General features: G+C 71.5%; 18 protein-coding genes. 13 read left to right on the top strand and 5 right to left on the bottom strand.

Annotated elements, in window-relative coordinates; translation table 11 throughout:
• Positions 1-58: 58 nt before the first annotated feature.
• Positions 59-1,696: a ribosomal protection-like ABC-F family protein gene (abc-f, locus tag ACIP9D_RS29775; protein ID WP_350874376.1), complete on the top strand. Its 1,638-nt coding sequence runs from the start codon at positions 59-61 to the stop codon at positions 1,694-1,696.
• A gap of 78 nt (positions 1,697-1,774) precedes the next feature.
• Here the strand turns inward: abc-f and ACIP9D_RS29780 are convergent, their stop codons facing one another.
• Positions 1,775-2,875, bottom strand: coding sequence for a winged helix DNA-binding domain-containing protein (locus tag ACIP9D_RS29780; protein WP_350874377.1), 1,101 nt, complete (start codon positions 2,873-2,875; stop codon positions 1,775-1,777).
• 160 nt (positions 2,876-3,035) lie between these two features.
• On the opposite strand from ACIP9D_RS29780, the gene ACIP9D_RS29785 reads away from it, so the two are divergent.
• The 7 genes from ACIP9D_RS29785 to ACIP9D_RS29815 all read left to right on the top strand — a co-directional run bounded on the left by ACIP9D_RS29785 (position 3,036) and on the right by ACIP9D_RS29815 (position 11,541).
• A complete protein-coding gene (locus ACIP9D_RS29785; protein WP_350874378.1) occupies positions 3,036-4,049 on the top strand; it encodes a YafY family protein in 1,014 nt (337 codons plus the stop codon).
• Positions 4,050-4,310: 261 nt separating this feature from the next.
• A complete protein-coding gene (gene rph / locus ACIP9D_RS29790; protein WP_350874379.1) occupies positions 4,311-6,908 on the top strand; it encodes a rifamycin-inactivating phosphotransferase in 2,598 nt (865 codons plus the stop codon).
• 336 nt (positions 6,909-7,244) lie between these two features.
• Positions 7,245-7,739, top strand: coding sequence for a DUF1062 domain-containing protein (locus ACIP9D_RS29795; RefSeq protein WP_350874514.1), 495 nt, complete (start codon positions 7,245-7,247; stop codon positions 7,737-7,739).
• Positions 7,740-7,922: 183 nt separating this feature from the next.
• Positions 7,923-8,432: a GNAT family N-acetyltransferase gene (locus tag ACIP9D_RS29800; protein WP_350874380.1), complete on the top strand. Its 510-nt coding sequence runs from the start codon at positions 7,923-7,925 to the stop codon at positions 8,430-8,432.
• Between the two features lie 457 nt (positions 8,433-8,889).
• Positions 8,890-9,723: a nitroreductase/quinone reductase family protein gene (locus ACIP9D_RS29805; protein WP_350874381.1), complete on the top strand. Its 834-nt coding sequence runs from the start codon at positions 8,890-8,892 to the stop codon at positions 9,721-9,723.
• A 185-nt stretch (positions 9,724-9,908) separates the two neighbouring features.
• Positions 9,909-10,757, top strand: coding sequence for a carbon-nitrogen hydrolase family protein (locus ACIP9D_RS29810; RefSeq protein WP_350874382.1), 849 nt, complete (start codon positions 9,909-9,911; stop codon positions 10,755-10,757).
• 64 nt (positions 10,758-10,821) lie between these two features.
• The gene (locus ACIP9D_RS29815) at positions 10,822-11,541 is read left to right on the top strand and encodes a DinB family protein (RefSeq protein ID WP_350874383.1); all 720 of its coding nucleotides are present in this window, start codon (positions 10,822-10,824) and stop codon (positions 11,539-11,541) included.
• 6 nt (positions 11,542-11,547) lie between these two features.
• Here the strand turns inward: ACIP9D_RS29815 and ACIP9D_RS29820 are convergent, their stop codons facing one another.
• A complete protein-coding gene (locus tag ACIP9D_RS29820) occupies positions 11,548-11,805 on the bottom strand; it encodes a DUF3418 domain-containing protein (RefSeq protein WP_350874515.1) in 258 nt (85 codons plus the stop codon).
• Here ACIP9D_RS29820 and ACIP9D_RS29825 point away from each other — a divergent pair.
• The 3 genes from ACIP9D_RS29825 to ACIP9D_RS29835 all read left to right on the top strand — a co-directional run bounded on the left by ACIP9D_RS29825 (position 11,804) and on the right by ACIP9D_RS29835 (position 14,103).
• The gene (locus ACIP9D_RS29825; protein ID WP_350874385.1) at positions 11,804-12,427 is read left to right on the top strand and encodes a GNAT family N-acetyltransferase; all 624 of its coding nucleotides are present in this window, start codon (positions 11,804-11,806) and stop codon (positions 12,425-12,427) included. The genes ACIP9D_RS29820 and ACIP9D_RS29825 overlap by 2 nt on opposite strands.
• Before the next feature lie 34 nt (positions 12,428-12,461).
• Positions 12,462-13,241 carry a class I SAM-dependent methyltransferase gene (locus ACIP9D_RS29830; protein ID WP_350874387.1) on the top strand — a complete coding sequence of 260 codons (780 nt, stop codon included), beginning with the start codon at positions 12,462-12,464 and terminating at the stop codon, positions 13,239-13,241.
• 67 nt (positions 13,242-13,308) lie between these two features.
• Positions 13,309-14,103, top strand: a complete 795-nt coding sequence (locus ACIP9D_RS29835; RefSeq protein WP_350874388.1) for a hypothetical protein — start codon at positions 13,309-13,311, stop codon at positions 14,101-14,103.
• A 28-nt stretch (positions 14,104-14,131) separates the two neighbouring features.
• Here ACIP9D_RS29835 and ACIP9D_RS29840 read toward each other — a convergent pair whose 3' ends face one another.
• A complete protein-coding gene (locus ACIP9D_RS29840; RefSeq protein ID WP_350874389.1) occupies positions 14,132-15,043 on the bottom strand; it encodes a hypothetical protein in 912 nt (303 codons plus the stop codon).
• Positions 15,044-15,130: 87 nt separating this feature from the next.
• Between ACIP9D_RS29840 and ACIP9D_RS29845 the strand changes: the two genes are divergently transcribed.
• Both ACIP9D_RS29845 and ACIP9D_RS29850 read left to right on the top strand, forming a co-directional pair.
• Entirely contained in the window at positions 15,131-16,159 is a 1,029-nt protein-coding gene (locus ACIP9D_RS29845) for an aldo/keto reductase (protein ID WP_350874390.1), read from the top strand.
• A 17-nt stretch (positions 16,160-16,176) separates the two neighbouring features.
• On the top strand, positions 16,177-16,686 hold the full coding sequence (locus ACIP9D_RS29850; protein ID WP_350874391.1) for a DinB family protein: 510 nt from the start codon (positions 16,177-16,179) through the stop codon (positions 16,684-16,686).
• A 21-nt stretch (positions 16,687-16,707) separates the two neighbouring features.
• Here ACIP9D_RS29850 and ACIP9D_RS29855 read toward each other — a convergent pair whose 3' ends face one another.
• Positions 16,708-17,889: a low temperature requirement protein A gene (locus ACIP9D_RS29855; RefSeq protein WP_350874392.1), complete on the bottom strand. Its 1,182-nt coding sequence runs from the start codon at positions 17,887-17,889 to the stop codon at positions 16,708-16,710.
• Positions 17,890-18,117: 228 nt separating this feature from the next.
• On the bottom strand, positions 18,118-19,668 hold the full coding sequence (locus tag ACIP9D_RS29860; protein ID WP_350874393.1) for a glycosyltransferase family 39 protein: 1,551 nt from the start codon (positions 19,666-19,668) through the stop codon (positions 18,118-18,120).
• Between the last annotated feature and the right edge of the window lie 59 nt (positions 19,669-19,727).

Genomic DNA, 19,727 nt, shown 5'->3' on the forward strand with positions numbered 1-19,727 from the left:
TCTTTCCACCCGCTGGGCGGCCGCCGTGGCGCGCCCACCACCTCCTGAGGCCTGTGGCATGTCCAACGCATCCATCATCTGCTCGAACCTCTCCTTCTCCTGGCCGGACGACACCCCGGTCTTCGAGGAGCTCTCCTTCACCGTGGGCGAGGGCCGCACCGGCCTGGTCGCCCCGAACGGCGCGGGCAAGAGCACACTGCTCAAGCTGATCGCCGGCGAGTACCAGCCCACCGGCGGCAGCGTGTCCGTCCAGGGCGTGCTCGGCTACCTTCCGCAGACCCTGCCGCTCTCCGGCGGCCTGACCGTGGCCGAGGTCCTGGGCATCGCCCCGCTGATCGAGGCGTTGCACGCCATCGAGGCCGGTGACGCCAGCGAGGAGCACTTCACCACCATCGGCAACGACTGGGACATCGAGGAACGCACCCGCGCCGAGCTGGACCGCCTCGGCCTGGGCGAGGTTCCCCTCACCCGGCGCCTGCACACGCTCAGCGGTGGGCAGGTGGTCTCGCTCGGCCTCGCCGCCCAGTTGCTGAAGCGTCCCGACGTGCTGTTGCTCGACGAGCCGACCAACAACCTCGACGTCGACGCCCGGCAGCGGCTCTACGGCGTACTGGAGGAGTGGCGCGGGTGTCTGCTGCTCGTCAGCCACGACCGCGCGCTGCTGGACCGGATGGAACGCATCGCCGAACTCGACCGCGGCGAGCTGCACCTGCACGGCGGGAACTTCACCGCGTACTCCGAGGCCACCCGCGCCGCACAGGAGGTCGCCGAGAAGAACGTCCGCAACGCCGAGCAGGAGGTCAAGCGGGAGAAGCGGGAGATGCAGCAGGCCCGCGAGCGGGCCGAGCGCCGGGCCAGCAACGCCTCCCGGAACCTGAAGAACGCCGGCCTGCCGAAGATCTTCGCCGGGACGATGAAGCGGGGCGCGCAGGAGTCGGCGGGCAAGGCCCGCGAGACGCACGCCGCCCGGGTGAGCGACGCCCGGGCCCGGCTCGACGACGCGAGCCGCGCCTTGCGCGAGGAGCAGAAGATCGCGATCGAGCTGCCCGAGACGAGCGTCCCGGCCGGTCGTACGGTCTTCACCGGCGAGGGCCTGCGGATCCGTCACGGTGAGCGGGAGCTCTTCGGCGGCGACGGCATCGACCTGACCATCCGGGGGCCGGAGCGGGTCGCGCTCTCCGGCCCGAACGGCGCCGGCAAGTCCAGCCTACTCCGGTTGATGAACGGCGACCTGGAGCCGCAGGGCGGTCAGCTGAAGCGGGCCGACGGCCGGGTCGCGTACCTGTCGCAGCGGCTGGACCTGCTGGACCTCGACCGCACCGTGGCGGAGAACCTCGCCGCGTTCGCCCCGGCGATGCCCGAGGCGCAGCGGATGAACCTGCTCGCCAGGTTCCTGTTCCGCGGCTCCCGGGCACACCTGCCCGTCGGCGTGCTTTCCGGCGGCGAGCGGCTGCGCGCCACCCTGGCCTGCGTACTCTTCGCCGAGCCGGCGCCGCAGCTGCTGCTGCTCGACGAGCCGACCAACAACCTCGACCTGGTCAGCGTGGCCCAGCTGGAAAGTGCGCTCGGGGCGTACCGGGGGGCGTTCGTGGTGGTCAGCCACGACGAACGGTTCCTGCACGAGATCAAGGTGGAGCGGTGGCTGCGGCTCGACGGCGGTCGGCTGCGGGAGACCGGCGCGCCGGACGTGGCCTGACCCCCGACCCGCCGTGCCGCGCCCTCGCCGAGGTCGCGGCACGGCGGTGACCCGGTCCGCAGCGCGCGGGGCGAGCGCTCAGCCGGGAGACGCGGCGATCTCGACGCGGTCGCTGTCCTTGTCCGAGAGGAAGGACGCCAGGGCCTGCCCCTGCTCGGCCACCGCCGTGCGGTCGGTTCGCGTGAAGCGGCGCAGCGGCGTGACCGTCACGGTGCCAGCCGTCACCGTCCAGGTCGCGGCGACCCGGCCGTCGAGCAGGACGACGCGCGCGCCGGCGACCGACAGGCCGCGGTGGGCGTCGTCGACGATCCGGGTGCGGTCCTGGTAGCCGAGCAGCGCGTTGTCGAACGCCGGCAGGAACCGCACCGGCGCGGGGGTGTCGGGGTCCGGGCGGGGCGCGTCGGGAAGGTCCAGCAACACCCGACCCCGTTCGTCACGGAAGCTGACCAACTCGTGGCGGATCGCGGCCACCGCGGCCGGCAGTCCGGCGAGCCCGCACCAGGCGCGCAGGTCGGCCGTGGTTGCGGGACCGAACGCGGCGAGATAGCGCCGCACCAGCGCTTCGCCGACCGGATCGGAGCCGTCCGGAGCCGGCGGGTCGATCTCGCGCCCCAGCCAGGAGGAGAGCGGAACGTTGCGCACTCCGCCCCTCGTACGCCACAGCCCGCGCGGCGGCAGCTGCACCATCGGGACGAGGGCGGCGATCAGCATCTCGCCCAGCGCCCGCGCTCCCGGCTGCGGCCAACGCTCGGCCAGCACCCGCGCCAGCTCGGTCATCGAGCGGGGCTCGTCGTCGGCCATCACCGCCCGGCCTGCGGCGGCCAGCTCGTCGAGGTCCACCCCGGCGAGCTCGTCGCGGTAGGTCCCGAGTACCCGTTGGCGCAGCATGGTGTCGTGGCGGGCCCGCCAGGCCAGGGCGTCGCCAGCGGTGAGGAGGTGCACGGTACGGCGCATCAGGTGGGTCCGCACCACGCTGCGCCGGGTCAACAGGTCTGAGAGCACCGCCGGGTCGAACGCGCGCAGCCGGGACCAGAGCCCGACAAACGGCTCCTGCGGTTCCTGCGCCTGCAGGCCGCAGAGGTGCGCGACGGCGTCGAGGACCGGCACGTCGGCGTGATCGAGCAGCAGCTGTCGGGCGAGCGACGCGCGGTTGAGCGCCCGGGTGTCGAGAACGGTCATCGGCTCATCCCGGAGCAGCTCGTCGGGCGGTCGAGGGTCGACGGGGCGGGGGCGGTCACGACGTGCGCCCCCTTCAGCTTGCGGTCGTTGACTGGCACGCGACAACAGTCGCAGCAGAAGCGGCCAGGAATTGGCCGCTTCTCGGGGCAGGATGAGATTCATGCTGAAGACCTCGGCGCGACTGCTGTCGTTGCTCTCGCTGCTCCAGGCGCGCCGGGACTGGCCGGGGGCGCTGCTGGCCGAGCGGCTGGGGATCAGCCCGCGCACCGTGCGCCGGGACGTCGACCGGCTGCGGGAGCTGGGCTATCCCATCGCGGCCGTCAAGGGTCCCGACGGTGGCTACCGGCTCAACGCCGGCAGGGAGCTGCCACCGTTGCTCTTCGACGACGAGCAGGCCGTCGCGCTGGCCATCGCACTCCAGATCGCCACGACCACCGGTGCCGGCATCGAGGAAGCCGCGGTGCGGGCGCTGAACACCGTCCGGCAGGTCATGCCCGCGCGGCTGCGCCACCGCATCGACACCCTCCAGGTGACCGCCGTCGAACCGTCGACCCGACCGGACCCGAAGGTCGACAGTGGCGTGCTGATGGCAGTCAGCGCCGCCGTGCACGCCCGCGAGGTGCTGCGCTTCGACTACACCGCGGCGTCCCCACCGGCGGTGCCCGGCGACAGCGCGCAGCGCCCGCCGCGGCGGGTGCAGCCCCATCACCTCGTCACCTGGGGCGGCCGCTGGTACCTGGTCGCCTGGGATCTCGACCGCGAGGACTGGCGCACCTTCCGGGCCGACCGGATCACCCCGCGTACCCCCACCGGGCCCCGCTTCACCCCGCGCGAGCTGCCCGGGGGCGAGGTGGCCGCCTTCGTGGCCAGCAGGTTCCAGGGCTCCGAACGCACCGGCGACTGGCCCTGCCGCGGCGAGGTGATCCTCGACCTGCCCGCCAGCGCCGTCTCCCGTTACACCCGCGACGGGGTCGTCGAGGAGCTAGGGCCGAATCGGTGCCGGCTCGTCCTGGCTTCGTGGTCCTGGCGGGGCCTGGCCGCCAGTATCGGCAGGTTCGACGCCGACATCGAGGTCGTCGGTCCGGCCGAGCTCAGGGACGCCTTCGGGCAGCTGGCCCGCCGCTACGCCAGCGCCGCGACCGACGTACCCGCTCCATCGCGAACGATCCCGTGAGACCGGGGAGGTCGGATCGGGGGAGGAGACCGTGGGCCTGGACGGCCAAAAGGAAAGGCAAGGAGGTCTACTCCCTGCCACTTTGAACATATAGCAGACTGGGGGGCTTGCCGCAAGACCCGGGTCGCGTTGCAGAATCGTCGGCTGGACCAGGAGCGGACGAAGACACGGGGGCACGACGTGCGCGTTGGAGCTGAAGGCGCGGGGGATCTGATCGGCCAGCGCAGGTCGACGGAGCACGGCTGCCACGGAGGTGTCGCGATGAGCGAGCAGTACGTGGTGGGTCTTCACGAGGTTGACCGGACGCAGGTCGCCGTCGTTGGCGGCAAGGGCGCTCACCTGGGGGCGCTGTCGCGGATTGACGGCGTCCGCGTGCCGGCTGGCTTCTGCGTGACGACCGACGCCTTCCGGCGGATCATGGCGCAAGCGCCCTCGATCGACGATCGGCTCGATCAGCTGTCGCGCCTGAGCCCGGACGACCGGGAGGCGATCCGCACGCTCAGCGCGGAGATCCGCCGGACCATCGAAGGGATCGCCATCCCGGGCGATCTCGCGACGACGATCACCAGCGCTCTCGCCCAGCTCGGCGAGCAGGCCGCCTACGCCGTCCGATCCAGCGCGACGGCAGAGGACCTGCCGACGGCCTCCTTCGCCGGCCAGCAGGACACCTACCTGAACGTCGTGGGGCCGGCGGCGATCCTCCAGCACGTCAGCCGGTGCTGGGCCTCGCTGTTCACCGAGCGGGCCGTGACCTACCGCCAGCGCAACGGCATCGACCACCGCATGGTCCACATGGCCGTTGTCGTGCAGCAGATGGTCTTCCCGCAGGCGGCCGGCATCCTGTTCACCGCTGACCCCGTCACGGGCAACCGGAAGGTCGCCTCCGTGGAGGCCAGCTTCGGCCTCGGCGAGGCCCTGGTCTCCGGCCTGGTGAACCCGGACGTCTACCAGGTCCGCGACGGCGAGGTCGTCGCCAGGACGGTCGGCGCCAAGCAGCTCGCCATCCACGCCGCGCCGGCGGGCGGGACGCAGGAACAGGCGATCGAACCGCAGCGGCAGGACCAGCCGGCGCTGACGGATGCGCAGGTCGTGCGGCTCGCGCGGCTCGGCCGGAGGATCGAAGCGCACTTCGGCCGGCCCCAGGACATCGAATGGTGCCTGGTCGACGACGGTTTTTGGATCGTCCAGAGCCGGCCGATCACCACCCTGTTCCCCATCCCCGAGTCCGGCGACCGGGAGAACCGCGTCTACCTCTCCGTCGGCCATCAGCAGATGATGACCGACCCGATGAAGCCCCTCGGGCTCTCCTTCTGGCAGATGACGACCCCGGCGCCCATGGCCGAGGCCGGCGGCCGCCTGTTCGTCGACGTCACCCAGCGGCTGGCCTCGCCGACGAGCCGCGCCGGCTTCCTGGAGCTCGTGGGAAAAGGCGATCCACTGACCGGGGACGCGCTGCAGACCATCCTCGAGCGCGACGGCTTCATCCGGCCGCTGCCTGACGAGGGTCCCCCCGGGCCACTGGCTGGCGGCGCGCCAGCCCCGATCGAGACCGATCCGGCCATCGTCACCGAGCTGATCGCGCGCAGCGAGGCCTCCGTCGCCGCCTCGGCAAGCGAGATCCGGACGAAGTCCGGACAGGCGCTGCTCGACTTCATCCAGGCGGACATGCAGGAGCTGAGGCGGATCCTGTTCGATCCGCGGAGCCATCAGGTGTTCATGTCGGCGATGGAGGCCACCTGGTGGCTCAACGAGCAGCTGGAGGCGTGGCTGGGCGAGAAGAACGTGGCGGACACGCTCACGCAGTCCGTGCCCCACAACGTCACGTCGGAGATGGGGCTGGCGCTGCTGGGCGTCGCTGACGTGATCCGCCCACATCCGGAGGTGGTGGCCTTTCTGCAGCACGTCGAGGACGAGGGTTTCCTGGACGAGCTGCCCAAGCTCGCGGGCGGGCGGGAAGCGCGCGACGCCATCGAGGCCTGGCTCGACAGGTACGGCATGCGCTGCGCCGGCGAGATCGACATCACGCGGCCGCGTTGGCGTGAACGCCCCTCCACGCTCGTGCCCATGATCCTCGGCAACATCAGGAACTTCGAGCCGGGAGCCGGCGAGCGGCGCTTCGAACAGGGCCGGCAGGAGGCCTGGGAGAAGGAGCAGGAGCTGCTGGAACGCTTGCGGGCCCTGCCGGACGGGGAGGGCAAGGCCGACGAGACGAAGCGGATGATCGACCGAGTCCGGACCTTCATCGGGTACCGGGAGTATCCGAAGTACGGCATGGTCAGCCGCTACTTCGTGTACAAGCAGGCCTTGTGGGAAGAAGCCGAACGCCTCGTGCGGGCCCACGTGCTTCGTGAGCGGGAAGACATCTTCTACCTCACGTTCCAGGAGCTCCACGACGTCGTGCGTACGAACCGGGTTGACGACCAACTCATCGGCCGGCGCAAGGAGGCGTTCAGGTCGTATCAGGCGCTCACACCGCCCCGGGTGCTCACGTCGGATGGCGAGGGCATCGCCGGGGCGTACCGACGCGACGACGTGCCGGCCGGCGCGCTGATCGGCCTACCGGTCTCCGCTGGGACCGTCGAAGGGCGGGCCCGCGTCATCCTGGACCTGGCACGGGCCGATCTCGAGCCGGGCGACATCCTCGTCACGGCCCACACGGACCCCAGCTGGACGCCCCTCTTCGTCGCCATCGCAGGCTTGGTGACGGAGGTCGGGGGATTGATGACTCACGGCGCGGTGATCGCACGGGAGTACGGACTGCCGGCCGTCGTCGGTGTGGCGGATGCCACCCGGCTGATCGCCGATGGGCAGCGGATCCGCGTGCACGGAACCGACGGGTACGTCGAGATTCTGCCCTGACTGATCAGACCGAGACGGTCGGACCCTCCCGGCGAAAACCGTTTGAGCCTTCTTTCCGCGTTCCCGTAGGTTGCCCTCCAACCCCATCCCAGTGAGGACAGAGGACACAACCGCGTGACCCCGCCTGCTCTTTAGACCTGACACCTTTTTCCGCTCACCTGTAGCCGACGCTCTCGTCGGCTACGCCGGGCTGCCCTTGTGCGCCCGGTCAAACAGCGTTCGAGGCCGCGCCTGATCGGTCTCGTGTCAGGTCTAGAGAGATCAGAGATCATGTCTTCACAACCTCATATCGTGCTGCCCTGGATCGTTCGTCGGACCAGGCTGCCCCTCCTGTCGATGCGGTGCGTGGACTGCCGTTCGGAGTCGGCCACCACCGGCGAGGGCAGGTTCCGCGTCAACGCCAACGGCAAGCTGCTGGACGTGTGGTTACTGGTCCGCTGCGTATCCTGCGATCGGACGAGCAAGCTCACCGTGCACGAGCGAACGCCGGTCAGATCCTTCGATCCGGCCGAGCTCCACGGCTACGGCGTCAACGATCCGGAACTGGTGGCTGCCAGGTTGTTGGATCCGCTGCTCGCCCGGCGCAACCGCTTCGCGCTGGACTGGACGGGGGCCTGGCGGCTGGACATCCCGCCGGCATGGCTCGACGAGGCGTGGCCGGTCCAGGTGCAGGTCGTCTTCGAGGATCCGGTACCGGTGCGCCCGGAACGGCTCATCGCGCACGGGCTCGGCCTGAGCCGGCCCGAGGTACTGCGCCGGATCAAGTGCGACATTCCGCTGCGCCGTACGACGAGCGCCGGCTTCACCTTCACCGTGATGGCCGGGGACTAACGGGGGTGAAGCCGCGGCGGGCCACCCGGCCCGCCCGGCTTCACCTGCCGAAAGGGCCCGTCCGCCTGGTCTTGTATTCCGTTGATGGCCGGTCCAGTCAGCGGTAGATAAGTGAACCGACGCACTGCCCCTACGACGGGAACCAGGTTGCCTGGTCCCCACACCTGAGGCAGCCTTCGCGGCATGATCGAGACGCGTGTGCTGACCGAGGGCGATTGGAAGGTCTGGCGGGAACTGCGGCTCGCCGCGCTGGCGGAGGCGGCGTACGCCTTCGGTTCCCAACTCGCCGACTGGCAGGGCGACGGCGACCGGGAGGAACGCTGGCGCAGTCGGCTGGCCATCCCCGGCTCGTACAACGTTGTCGCGACGCTCGACGGGCAGCCCGTCGGCATGGCCAGCGGGGTGCCGACCGATCAGGACGGCGTTGTCGAGCTGATCTCGATGTACGTGGCGCCGGTGGGACGTGGCCGGAGCGTGGGCGACCACCTCGTGCGGGCGGTCGAGCAGTGGGCTCGGCTGGTGGGCGCGGGGACGCTGCGCTTGGCCGTGGTGGAGGGCAACAGGAACGCCTGGGCGCTCTACCAGCGGAACGGCTTCCGTGACACGGGTGAAACCGGCGACCTCATGCCGGACGGCCTGCGTCGGGAGCACATCATGGCCAAGAGACTCACCTCCGCCGAGAACACGTCCTGAGTCGCCACGAATCCACCGCCTGAGCATCGACCGTCACCAAACGGACGGCACGCTGTGGCTCGCGGCAGAGCTTGATCAGCCCTCACTTCTTGGCGTTGTCCTTGGTCTGGAACTACGGACGGGCCGAGGGGCGGTGATCGCCTCGAGCACGTCGCGCGGGCGGTCGCGCTATTGCCGTTGCCCCGTGGCGGTACGCGAACTAGGGTCGTCGACGTGACTGCCGGGTCGGCCATTGGCCACGACCGAGTGAGGCACCCGGCCGCCGGGTGACCGTGCGGCGGGCCCGTGGCCCGCCATCCCCGCCGTCGCCTGCCGCCCGGTGTCCGACCGGGCCCCTGTCGCGCAACGGCTTGCGGCCGCAACGGCCGCGCCTCCATCTCCACGCCGTGCCGCCCACGCGCTCGCAGCGCGAGGCGTCGGCGCTTCCTGTCTACCGCCGAACATTTGAAAGCGGAGCATGCCGAACGAGTTCAACCAACAGATCATCGACGAATTCCGCGCCAACGGGGGCCGCGTCGGCGGCCCCTTCGTGGGCGCCCGACTGGTCCTGCTCACCACCACCGGAGCGCGTACCGGCGCGCCGCACACCACCCCGGTCGGATACCTGCCCGACACCGGCGGCCGGATTCTGGTCATCGCCTCGGCGGGCGGTGCGCCACAGCATCCGGACTGGTTCCGCAACATCCAGGCCGATCCGCAGGTCACGGTCGAGGACGGCATCTTCACCTACCAGGCCCGCGCCGTGGTCCTCGGTGGGTCGGAGCGCGACGAGGTCTTCGCCCGAGCGGTCGAGGCCGACCCGGGCTGGGCCGCGTACCAGGAGAAGACGAGCCGGGTGATCCCGGTGGTCGCGCTCGAGCAGGTCGCGGGCGGGCCACCGGAGGCGGCGTCCTGGGGCGCGGCCCTGATCAGGATCCACGACGCGTTCCGCCGTGAGCTGGCTATCATCCGCCGCGAGGCCGGGGAGTCGGGGCCGCGGCTGGGCGTGCAGCTGCGGGTGAACTGCCTGGCCGTCTGTCAGGGGCTGCACCAGCACCACACCCACGAGGACGACGGGATGTTCGTCGGGCTGGCCGCGCAGCGTCCCGACCTCGGCCCGACCCTGGAGCGGCTACGCGCCGAGCACGGCCAGGTCGCCGTCCTGATCGAACGGCTCCAGACGGTGGTCGGTGACGTCACCGCCGACCCGGCCGAGGTGCGCCGGGAGGTCGAGCGGCTCACCGACGAACTCGAACGCCACCTGGCGTACGAGGAGGAGCAGCTGGTCCCGGTCCTCGACGGGCTCGGCTGACCACAGAGCGCGTCGCTTGGTGTCCTCGGACACCAAGCGGCGCGCTCTGCGTCCACATTATCGGATTACCGGTAATCGTAATTCGATAATGTGGACGGACAGTCCGGACATAACGCCACTACATCATAATGACAGTTATGTGCGGTGTGCCTCGGCGCCAACCGTCCAGCCGTTACGGTGCCGCGGTGAGCAGAACTGGAAAGATTCGGATTGCCGTCGCGCAAACGGAGGTCACCACGGATCCGGCTGCAAACGGTGCTGCGATCCGAGCCGCGATGCGCGAGGCCGCTGACCTGGGGGCACGCCTGGTTCACCTCGGCGAGGGCGCGCTGTCCGGCTATGCCGGCGTTGCGAAACCGTATTACGCCGGATGGCGTATCGATTGGGCGCCGGTTACCGAGGAGCTGCACCGCACGATGGCCCTGGCAGCGGAGCTCGGTGTCTGGGTCGTGGTGGGAGGCAACCACCGGTTGTCCGGCGATCATCGACCGCACAACTCGCTGTGGGTGATCAACGATCGTGGCGAACTGGCCGACCGATATGACAAGCGGTTGCTGTCCCACGCTGAGATCACCGGCTTCTACACGCCCGGCGACCACGCCTGCACCTTTGAGGTGGACGGGTTCCGGTTCGGGTGCCTGGTCTGCATCGAGGTCAATTTCCCCGAGCTGTGGATGGAGCAGCGGTCTCTCGGCGTGGACTGCGTGCTCTTCTCCACGTTCTCCGAGGACCCGATCTTCGAGGTCATCGCCCGCGGGCACGCTGCCGTGAACGGGTTCTGGGTCAGCATCGCTCTGCCCGCCGGGTGCGCGCCGGCCGGGCCGTCGGCGGTGGTCGGCCCGCACGGCTATTTGCTGCGGCACGCCCGTCCGAATGGACCTGATGTGATCTGCGTTGACCTTGACCGCGGCGACCCCGCGCTTGAGATCGCACTGAACAAGGCCCGGCCGTGGCGAGACACCGCACGTGCCGGTGACATCTACGCCGCCGGCCGGGTCATCGATCCCCGCAGCACCGATCGCACTGGTGTCTGATGGCACCGTGCCCGACCAAGCCGGGGAGGCTGGCTTGTCGGTGCTCGGACCTAGTATGCGGAGCATGACGCGGTACGTCGACGAAGATCTGCAGGGTGCGGAGTTCCGCGAGTGCGATCTGACCGGGGCACGCCTGATCGGCGTCGTCATGCAGGATGCCGTGATCGACGGGCTCATCACCAACCTCGTGGTGAACGGTGTCGAGGTCACCGAGTACGTCGAGGCAGAGCTCGACCGGCGTCATCCGGTGCGGGTGCTGATTCGCTCCGAGGACCCTGCCGATCTGCGTGAGGCATCGCGTCAGCTCCATGCCGGCTGGGCCGCCACGATCGAGCGAATCCGCCGTACGCCCGGCATCGAGCGCCGCAGCGTGAACGACGAGTGGTCGGCTGTGCAGACGATGCGCCACCTGGTCTTCGTCCACGACTCGTGGTTCCGCCGCTGCTGCCTGGGCTCGACGGAGCTGTTCACGCCGATGGGCATCGGGACGACCGTCGAGCCCTACCGTGCAGCGCACGGGCTTGACCTCTCGCTGGATCCGACCCTCGACGAGATCGTGAGCGTGCGTGACGGACAGGCCGCCGAGCTCGAGGCCTGGCTCGACGAGGTCACCTCTGTGCAGCTCGCAGGGCGAGCGCCGGTGCCCGACGACGATGTCTGGCCGCCGTACGCCCGGGGCCGCTCGGTGCGGCAGTGCCTCGGCACGGTGCTCAACGAGACCTTCGAGCACCACGGCTTCTGTGTCCGCGACCTCGACCTGATCGAGGCACAGGACGCTGAGTAGGGCCGGCTACGGCCTCAGCATCCTGCGGATGCGGGCATCGCTGACCGTCTGCGCGGTGCCGAGCTGCTGGGCCCAGAGCTGGACGCGGTACTTCTCGAGCATCCGGCGGGCCTGACCCAGGTGCTGGCCGGGCCGGCGGCCGTCGGGAGCGCGGCGCGCTGATGGGGGTGCTCCGCCTGGAGGTCGGCGATGCGGTCCATCAACGCGATCGGCGGCGATGGTCGTGTCCAGCTCGCGGACGCCATCATGCGATCGTTGCCGCATGCCCCAACTGATCTTGCGCACTGACCGTCTGCTGCTGGTCCCGCTTGCCGACCGGCACCTGGAGTTGGAGATCCAGCTCGACTCCGATCCGGAGGTGCTTCGCTACCTCAGCGGCCGGGCGCGATCCAGGGACCAGGTGGTCGCCTCCCATGCGCAGAGGATGGCCCTCGCGCACAAGGTGGACGGCCTGGGTTATTGGATGGCGTTCGCCTCCGACGACGGCGCGCATGGCTCGGCACCGCCGGCCCGTGCGGACGAGGGCGAGTTCGTCGGGCTCATGATGCTCCCTCCGGCGCACGGCCCCGACCAACCTGACGATCCCACCGTCGCGGAACTGGGTTACCGCCTCGCCCGTCGGTACTGGCGGAAAGGCTTAGCCAGCGAGGCGTCCCGCGCCTTGCTGCGGCATGCCTTCGACACCGTCGGGCAGAGCCGGGTGATCGCCCAGACCATGACCGTGAACGCCGGGTCTCGGGGCGTGATGCAGGCCGTCGGCATGCGCTACGTGCGCACGTACTTTCCGCTCTGGGATGATCCGCCGCCGGGAGCGGATCTGGGTGAGGTGGAGTATGAGATGACCCGGGCGATGTGGGAGGCGGGTCCTGACCCCGCACGACGGTAGGAGACCGGACGCGTGGCGCCGATAGGGTAATCGCATGGAACAGGACGAATGGCTCCTGCACGCCTCGTCGTTCGGCTCGGCGGCCACCGCGTACGCCGAGCACCGGCCGGACTACGCGCAGGCCGCGGTGCGCTGGGCGCTCGAGCCCGCGCCCGGCTTGCGGGTGCTCGACCTCGGCGCCGGCACCGGCAAGCTCACCGCCACGCTCGTTGCGGTGGGCGCCGACGTCACCGCGGTCGAGCCTGACCCGGCGATGCTCACCGAGCTACGTCGCGCCCTGCCGGATGTCCGGGCGCTGCCGGGTAGCGCCGAGGCGATACCGCTGCCGGACGCGTCCGTCGACGCCGTGCTGGCCGGTAACGCCATGCACTGGTTCGACATGGCCGTCGCGGGACCGGAGATCGCCAGGGTCCTGGCGCCCGGCGGCATCCTCGCCGGCCTGTGGAACGTCATGGACGACCGGGTCGACTGGGTGGCCGGGCTGACGAGGGTCAGCCCGAGCGCGGCCATCGGCCCGCGTGACACGCCCACCAGCTGGCGCGTCGAGACGGCCGACGCGCACCTTCCGAAGACCGGCGCGCCCGCCCGGTTCGGCTCGCCCGAGCAGGCCGAGTTCCCGCACGGGCAGCGGCGCACCGCCGACTCACTGGTGGCGACACTCGCCACCAGGGCGGGGATGCTGGTCATGCCGGAACAGGAACACGCGGCCACGCTCGGCCGGATCCGCGCCTTCCTCGCGAGCAGACCGGAGACGGCGGACGGCGAATTCACCCTCCCGATGCTGACCTGCGTGCTGCGCGTCCGGCGGCTCTGAAGGGCAGGGCCCAGGTGCATCGGCGTTGTCGAGGTCGGCGTCCGGTCCAGGGGAGAGCGTTGGCGACATGCGGGTGACGATGACGAGCGTCGCGGCACGGACCGGCCGCACGAACGAGGACTTCACCGGCGCGGTACCGACGGCGGCGGTGCTGATCGATGGCGCCGGCATTCCCGGCACCGAGTCGATCTGCCGGCACGGCGTGGCCTGGTACGCCGGCCGTCTGGGCGGCAGCCTCCTCGGCCTCCTGTCGCTCGTGCGGGGCCGTAGCCTGTCGGCGCTGCTCGCCGAGGCCATCGAGCAGGTGACGGACGATCACCGCGACACCTGCGACGTCGCCGACCCGATCAGCCCGTCGGCGACCGTGGCCATTCTGCGCGTGTCGGACGGCCTCGCCGAGCACCTGGTGCTCGGCGACTCGACCGTCGTGCTCGACCGGGCAGCCGCTGACCCGCTCGTCGTCACCGACCCCCGCGAAGTGATCATCAGCCGGTCGTACGAGGCCGCGCTCGCGGCCGTCGCCGAGGGCAGCGCCGCGTACCACCGGCTCCTGCGCGACCTGCGCGCCAACCGGAACCGGCCGGGCGGCTTCTGGCTGGCCAAGGACGACCCGCGGGCGGCGGACGAGGCGCTCACCGGAAGCTGCCCGGTCGCCGAGCTGGCCGGCGCCGTCCTGCTCAGCAATGGCGCCACCCGCATCGTGGACCGGTTCGGGCTCGCCGACTGGCCGGAAGTCATGACCGTCCTGGCGTCGAGCGGACCTGCCGAGATCATCCGTCGGGTCCGGCAGGCCGAGGCGCGCCACGCGGTAGCGCCGGACGACGCGACGATCGCCCACTGCACCGACCTCGGCGAGCGCTGAGCGTCGCCCCGGAAGGGAACTCCGCCGGCTACGACCGGCTGGCGGTGACCAGCAGCGGCGTGCTGACCCCGTGCCGGGCGCTCAGGTCGGCGAGGAAGCCGCCCAGCCAGCCGAGCGCGTCCAGCGACCACTCGGCGAGCGTCCCGTGGAAGGTCGCCCGGTGCCGGGACGGACCGTTCCAGAGGGCGTCGTCGAACGGCGGCCGCACGGTCAGCGGGTCGTGATCGATGAGGGAGAGCGACTCGCACCCGAACACGTCCTGGTCCAGCCGGCTCATCTGCTCCCGCATCTGCGGCGCCGCCGACGGGATGGACGCGGCCTGGCCGCTGTCCAACGTGACCCGCACCGGCGTCCTCGACCCCGGGTCGCCGCCGGTGAACCAGCCGGCGGTACGCAGCGACGGTATCGGGGCGTACGGCGGGCGCGACGAGGGATCGAGACCCTGCACGGGCAGCAACATCTGCACGGCCCGCAGCCGCAGGGTGCCCATCCGGGCCACCGCGTCGCCCGCGCAGCGCAGGAACGGCTGCACGGGCAGCGGCCGGTCGCCGGGCACCAGCTCGAACCCCACCTGGAACCAGGCGACCAGTGACGACCCGGGAGCGGCGAGCGGGTGAGCTTCCCCGGCGTCGTTCATGCCCCACAGACCGGCCGCCCCGAGCTCGTTCTCCTGGAAACCCCCGGCGGTCTGCCGGACAGTGGCGCCGATGTCGTCGAGCCATCCCATCGCCAGCGATGAGGTGTAGAAGAGGAAGTACGGGTCCTGGTCGGCGTCCGGCTGTCGCCACGGGTGTCGCGCCAACTCGCCGTAGAGCGCCGCGAACCCGACGCCGGCCGACCTGCGGGCACCGGGCGCCACGCCGGGGCGGGCTGGCCCGCCGTCCCCGGGCGACCGGTCGACGGTGTACCGCTCCGGCAGGCCACGACGTCGTTGCGCCACGTCATCAGGTTAGTGCTCGGCGGGGCGGTCCGGCGGGCGTCCGAGCCGGGTGCGAGGATCGGCGCGTCCCTCGACCGGAAGGAAGACATGCGCTACCGCACCCTGGGCGCCACCGGCACGGTGGTGTCGACCCTCTGTCTGGGCACGATGACCTTCGGCGCGGAGACCGACGAGGCGGGCAGCTTCGCCCAGTTGGACCGGTTCGTCGAGGCCGGCGGCACCTTCGTCGACACCGCCGACGTCTACTCCGCCGGTGTCTCCGAGGAGATCGTGGGGAAGTGGTTGCGCGCCCGACCCGGCGTGCGGGACCGGGTGGTGATCGCCACCAAGGGGCGGTTCCCGATGGGCCAGGGCGCGAACGACGCCGGTCTGTCCCGGGTGCACCTGACCCGCGCCCTGGACGCCAGCCTCCGGCGGCTCGGGGTCGAGGCCGTCGACCTCTACCAGGCGCACGCCTGGGATCCGCTGACCCCGCTGCCCGAGACGCTGCGGTTCTTCGACGACGCGGTGAGCGCGGGCAAGATCCGCTACGCGGGGGTCAGCAACTTCACCGGCTGGCAGTTGCAGAAGGCCGCCCTGCTCACCCAGCACCTCAACCTCACCCCGATCGTCACCCTGCAGCCGCAGTACAACCTGCTGGCCCGGGAGGTCGAGTTCGAGCTGGTGCCGGTCTGCGAGAACGAGGGCATCGGCATCCTGCCCTGGTCACCGCTGGGTGGCGGCTGGCTGACCGGCAAGTACCGGCGCGACACCGCACCCGTCGGGGCGACCCGGCTCGGCGAGAACCCGAAGCGCGGTGTCGAGGCGTACGCGCCGCGCAACGCGCAGGAGCGCACCTGGCGGATCATCGACGCGGTACGCCAGGTCGCCGACGAGCGCGGCGCGTCCATGTCGGCGGTGGCGCTGGCCTGGCTGGCGGCCCGACCGGCGGTCACCTCGGTGATCCTCGGGGCGCGGACCACCACGCAGCTCGACGACAACCTGACCGCCGCCGACCTGCTGCTCGACGCGGAGCAGACCCGGCTGCTCGACGAGGCGAGCACCCCCGCGGTGGGCGACTACCCGTACGGCCGGGCGGGCGTGCAGCAGCGGGCCCGCGACCTGCCGGCTGGCTGAACCACCCTGGAGACGCGATGACGACGCCCTTCCCCTCGCCCACCGTTCCGGCCGACACCTGCACCGAGGTCTTCCTGCGCTACCTGGACTTCTTCCGGGAATCGGTGCTGGCCAAGGTGTCGACGCTGCCCGAGCCGGAGCTGCGTCGCAGCAGCCTGCCGTCGGGGTGGACCCCGTTGGAGCTGGTGAAGCACCTGCGCTACGTCGAGCTGCGCTGGATCGAGTGGGGGTTCCAGGGCGCGGCGGTCGCCGAGCCGTGGGGCGACCGCCGCGGGGACCGCTGGCACGTCGCGCCCGAGGAGACCACGGCGGAGCTGGTGGCGGCGCTGCGCGCGCAGGGCGCGCACACCAGCGCGGTGGTGGCGGCGCACGATCTGGCGGAGGTCGGCGCGCCGGGCCCGCGGTGGGACGGCGCGGAGCCCGCGACGCTGGAGCGGGTGCTGTTCCACCTGCTCCAGGAGTACGCGCGCCACCTCGGTCACCTCGACATCGTGACGGAGCTGGCCGGCGGCGCGACCGGAGAGTGATCCGGCGGGCCGGCGACCCGGTCAGCCCGGTCGGCCACGCAGGACGGGCGGCATCGAGCGGCTCATGATCACGTCACCGACCGCGATCCCGGCCAGCACCAGCACGGCCGCGACGGCGACCAGCACCGGCGGCCAGCCGCCTGCCCAGGGCATCAGCGCCGCGAGCAGCAGCCAGGCGGTCCGGTGCCAGGCCAGCACGCCGGTGATGAAGTACGTGAACAGGGTGCGTCCGATCAGGAACACGGCAGGTCCCCCGAAGAGCAGGACGAGCCAGCGCACCGGAGTGTCCCCGGTCGGCCGGATGATGACCAGGTCGAACCCGGCGGCGGTGCACACGATGCCGACCACCATCACCAGGTGGGTGTACGGCCCGAGCCGGGTCGCCCGGCCGAGAAGCTGGGCGGACGACGTGTGCAGGAAGGCGTTGGCCCCGAAGACGTAGATCTGCCAGAGCAGCAGCATGGTGATGAAGGCGACCAGGAAGGCCGCCAGCCGGGCGGCGGCGAAGCCCGCCGAGCTGATCTCCAGGGTGGGCACCAGGATGATGTCGCCGAGCGCCAGGATCATGAACTGCTGGTACCGCTCGCCCAGGTGCTCGCTCGTCTGCGAGTACTGCCCGGCAGGTACCCGACCGAGCCCGGGGGTCGGATAGCGCGCCGCGGCCGAGAGGTAGTCGATGACCACCGCGGTGATCCAGAGCGGCCACTGCAGCCGGTCGGGCAGCAGCGCCCCGGCGATCCAGAAGCCCCCGGAAACCAGGAACCAGAAGAGGAACCGCGCCGCGCGCTGCTCGGCCAGCCGGTGCCGGTGCCGGCGCAGGACGCTGACCAGGATCACCCCCCGCACCAGGTGCGGGATCACGTACGCGACGGCGAAGATCAGCGCGTGTCCGTCGGACGCCAGCGGCAGCGCCGCGGCCGTCGCCACGGAACCCAGCATGGTCACCATCAGGATGGCCTGAAGCGGGCGCTGGTCGGGGTCGTAGAAGTCGGTGGTGGTCGCGGTGATCGACCAGGTCCACCAGATCGCCATCAGGGTCAGCAGGATCTGCCCGCCGCCGATCCACGACTCCCGCTCGGCGACCAGCATCGAGACCAGCGCCAGGGCGGCCACGAAAACGACGTCGAAGAGCAGCTCCAGCAACGTCGCGCGGGCCGACCCGTCCGGTCGGCGCACCAGCTCGGTGCTGCCTCCGGTCGTCATGCCCGGCCTCCCGCCGCATCCGGCATCGCCCCGTCGCTTCCTCCTCGCGGGGCGACGCCGGCACCGCGTACCGCGACGGCGCCGGCGCGGCCGTGGCGCGCCCGGTCACCCGCTCGGCCGCGGCGCCGCGTCCCCGAGGATTATCGGCGGGGGGCGCGTTACCCGTCCCGGGATCGGCGATTCCCGCCCGGCGGCGCGATCGTGCCGACGCCGCGCGGGAATCGGTGACTAGCCGGCGTGGCGTACCTCGGACTCCCAGATCTGCGCCCACGGTCGGCGCAGCCCGGTGCAGACCCAGATCGGGCCACCGTTCTCCTCGTTTTCCACGTCGACCCGCTGGTCGACCCGGCCGGCGAGGTCGACCTCGGTGAACCAGTCGCGCAGCCGCTCGGGGCGCTCCCAGCCGACGGCGATCACCACGTCGGCGTCGGCGGGTGGACGGCCGAAGTCGGCCATGCTGTTGTGCCCGGAGTAGGCGGATGGCAGGCCGCGGGCCGGGCCGTAGCGGGCGAGGGCGCCGGCCTCGCCGTAGTTGCCGGTGAGGATGACCGCCCGTGACCGTTGCTCGGCGGGGAGCGCCCGGTGCACGGCGGCGACGGAGTCGGCGAACGCCGGCCAGCCGATCGTCTCGCCGGCGTCGTAGTTGACCTCGACGACGAAGGCCGGCAGCCGGTCGGCGGGCAGGGTGGGCAGCAGCAGCACCGCGTTCGGGGCGACCAGCGGCAGCACGCCGAGGACCAGCAGCCCTCGGCGCAGGCTGCTCGCGCCACGGGCGGCCCAGGCGGCGGTGACCACCGCGCCGGCGGCGGTGAGCACCAGCAGCAACGGCGCGTCGTAGTAGCCCTTGCCACCCGCGACGAGCACGACGCCGATCACCACCAGACAGGCCCAGGCCATCGCCCGGTACGCCCGCCAGGCCGGCCGGCGTAGCAGCGCCACCAGCCCGGCGACCCAGATCGGCACGGCGTACGGGCTGATGATGACGAACTGCAGGGTGAGCGCGTCGAGCCGGCCGCTGTAGGAGCTGTCGCCCTCGGCGATCGAGGCGGCCACGGATAGCTGCGGGAACCCGTGCGCGGCCTGCCAGATCAGGTTCGGGGCGGCGAGCAGCAGGAACAGGCCGGCGGCCGCGAGCACCCGTCGGTCGCGCAGCAGCGGGCGCGGCCCGGCGATCGCCACCCCGGCGAGCAGGCCGACGGCGAGCAGCGCGGGCAGCAGTTTGTTGAGCATGCCGAGGCCGAGCACCAGCCCGATGCCGACTGCCCACCGGGTGTCGCCGGTGCGCAGCAGCCGCACCGCGCACAGCGCCGCGCCCAGCCAGACGAGCATGTCGACGGTGGTGGTGCTGAGCAGGTGGCCGCTGGCCAGCACCAGGCCGGAGGAGCCGGCGAGGAACGCCGCAAAGCTCTGCGCGCCCCGGCCGGCGCCGAACTCCCGGGCGATCGCCGCGACGAGCAGGACGCACCCACCGGCGATCAGCGCCGACGGGGTGCGCAGCGCCAGCAGACTGCCCGGCGCGACGGCGTCGGCGAGCCGGGCCAACGCGGGGACCAGCGGGCCCTGGTCGACGTAGCCCCAGTCGAGGTGCCGGCCGGCGAGCAGGAAGTAAAGCTCGTCGCGGTGGTAGCCGTAGCGGTTGGCGAGCAGCAACAGCACGGCGCTCACCGCGCCGGCGACGAGCCAGGGACCGCGGGCGCGTGGGCCCGGGTCGGGCGGTGCGCCGCCGGGTGCGGGCTCCGGCTGACGCGGGTGGTCCAGGTCGGCTACGGATTCGGCCACGTCCATATCATGGCCCGCGCCGGTCGGTCCGTGGTGCCCGTACCTCCGCCGTGGAGGGT

It is taken from the genome of Micromonospora sp. NPDC093243, from assembly GCF_044753725.1.
Taxonomy (GTDB): domain Bacteria; phylum Actinomycetota; class Actinomycetes; order Mycobacteriales; family Micromonosporaceae; genus Micromonospora.

What these genes read in the sequence shown, in the direction of transcription:
- abc-f (WP_350874376.1), top strand. Translation starts at nt 59, where the DNA reads ATGTCCAACGCATCCATCATCTGCTCGAACCTCTCCTTCTCCTGGCCG.
- ACIP9D_RS29780 (WP_350874377.1), bottom strand. Translation starts at nt 2,875, where the DNA reads ATGACCGTTCTCGACACCCGGGCGCTCAACCGCGCGTCGCTCGCCCGA.
- ACIP9D_RS29785 (WP_350874378.1), top strand. Translation starts at nt 3,036, where the DNA reads ATGCTGAAGACCTCGGCGCGACTGCTGTCGTTGCTCTCGCTGCTCCAG.
- rph (WP_350874379.1), top strand. Translation starts at nt 4,311, where the DNA reads ATGAGCGAGCAGTACGTGGTGGGTCTTCACGAGGTTGACCGGACGCAG.
- ACIP9D_RS29795 (WP_350874514.1), top strand. Translation starts at nt 7,245, where the DNA reads ATGCGGTGCGTGGACTGCCGTTCGGAGTCGGCCACCACCGGCGAGGGC.
- ACIP9D_RS29800 (WP_350874380.1), top strand. Translation starts at nt 7,923, where the DNA reads ATGATCGAGACGCGTGTGCTGACCGAGGGCGATTGGAAGGTCTGGCGG.
- ACIP9D_RS29805 (WP_350874381.1), top strand. Translation starts at nt 8,890, where the DNA reads ATGCCGAACGAGTTCAACCAACAGATCATCGACGAATTCCGCGCCAAC.
- ACIP9D_RS29815 (WP_350874383.1), top strand. Translation starts at nt 10,822, where the DNA reads ATGACGCGGTACGTCGACGAAGATCTGCAGGGTGCGGAGTTCCGCGAG.
- ACIP9D_RS29825 (WP_350874385.1), top strand. Translation starts at nt 11,804, where the DNA reads ATGCCCCAACTGATCTTGCGCACTGACCGTCTGCTGCTGGTCCCGCTT.
- ACIP9D_RS29820 (WP_350874515.1), bottom strand. Translation starts at nt 11,805, where the DNA reads ATGCGGCAACGATCGCATGATGGCGTCCGCGAGCTGGACACGACCATC.
- ACIP9D_RS29830 (WP_350874387.1), top strand. Translation starts at nt 12,462, where the DNA reads ATGGAACAGGACGAATGGCTCCTGCACGCCTCGTCGTTCGGCTCGGCG.
- ACIP9D_RS29835 (WP_350874388.1), top strand. Translation starts at nt 13,309, where the DNA reads ATGCGGGTGACGATGACGAGCGTCGCGGCACGGACCGGCCGCACGAAC.
- ACIP9D_RS29845 (WP_350874390.1), top strand. Translation starts at nt 15,131, where the DNA reads ATGCGCTACCGCACCCTGGGCGCCACCGGCACGGTGGTGTCGACCCTC.
- ACIP9D_RS29850 (WP_350874391.1), top strand. Translation starts at nt 16,177, where the DNA reads ATGACGACGCCCTTCCCCTCGCCCACCGTTCCGGCCGACACCTGCACC.
- ACIP9D_RS29855 (WP_350874392.1), bottom strand. Translation starts at nt 17,889, where the DNA reads ATGACGACCGGAGGCAGCACCGAGCTGGTGCGCCGACCGGACGGGTCG.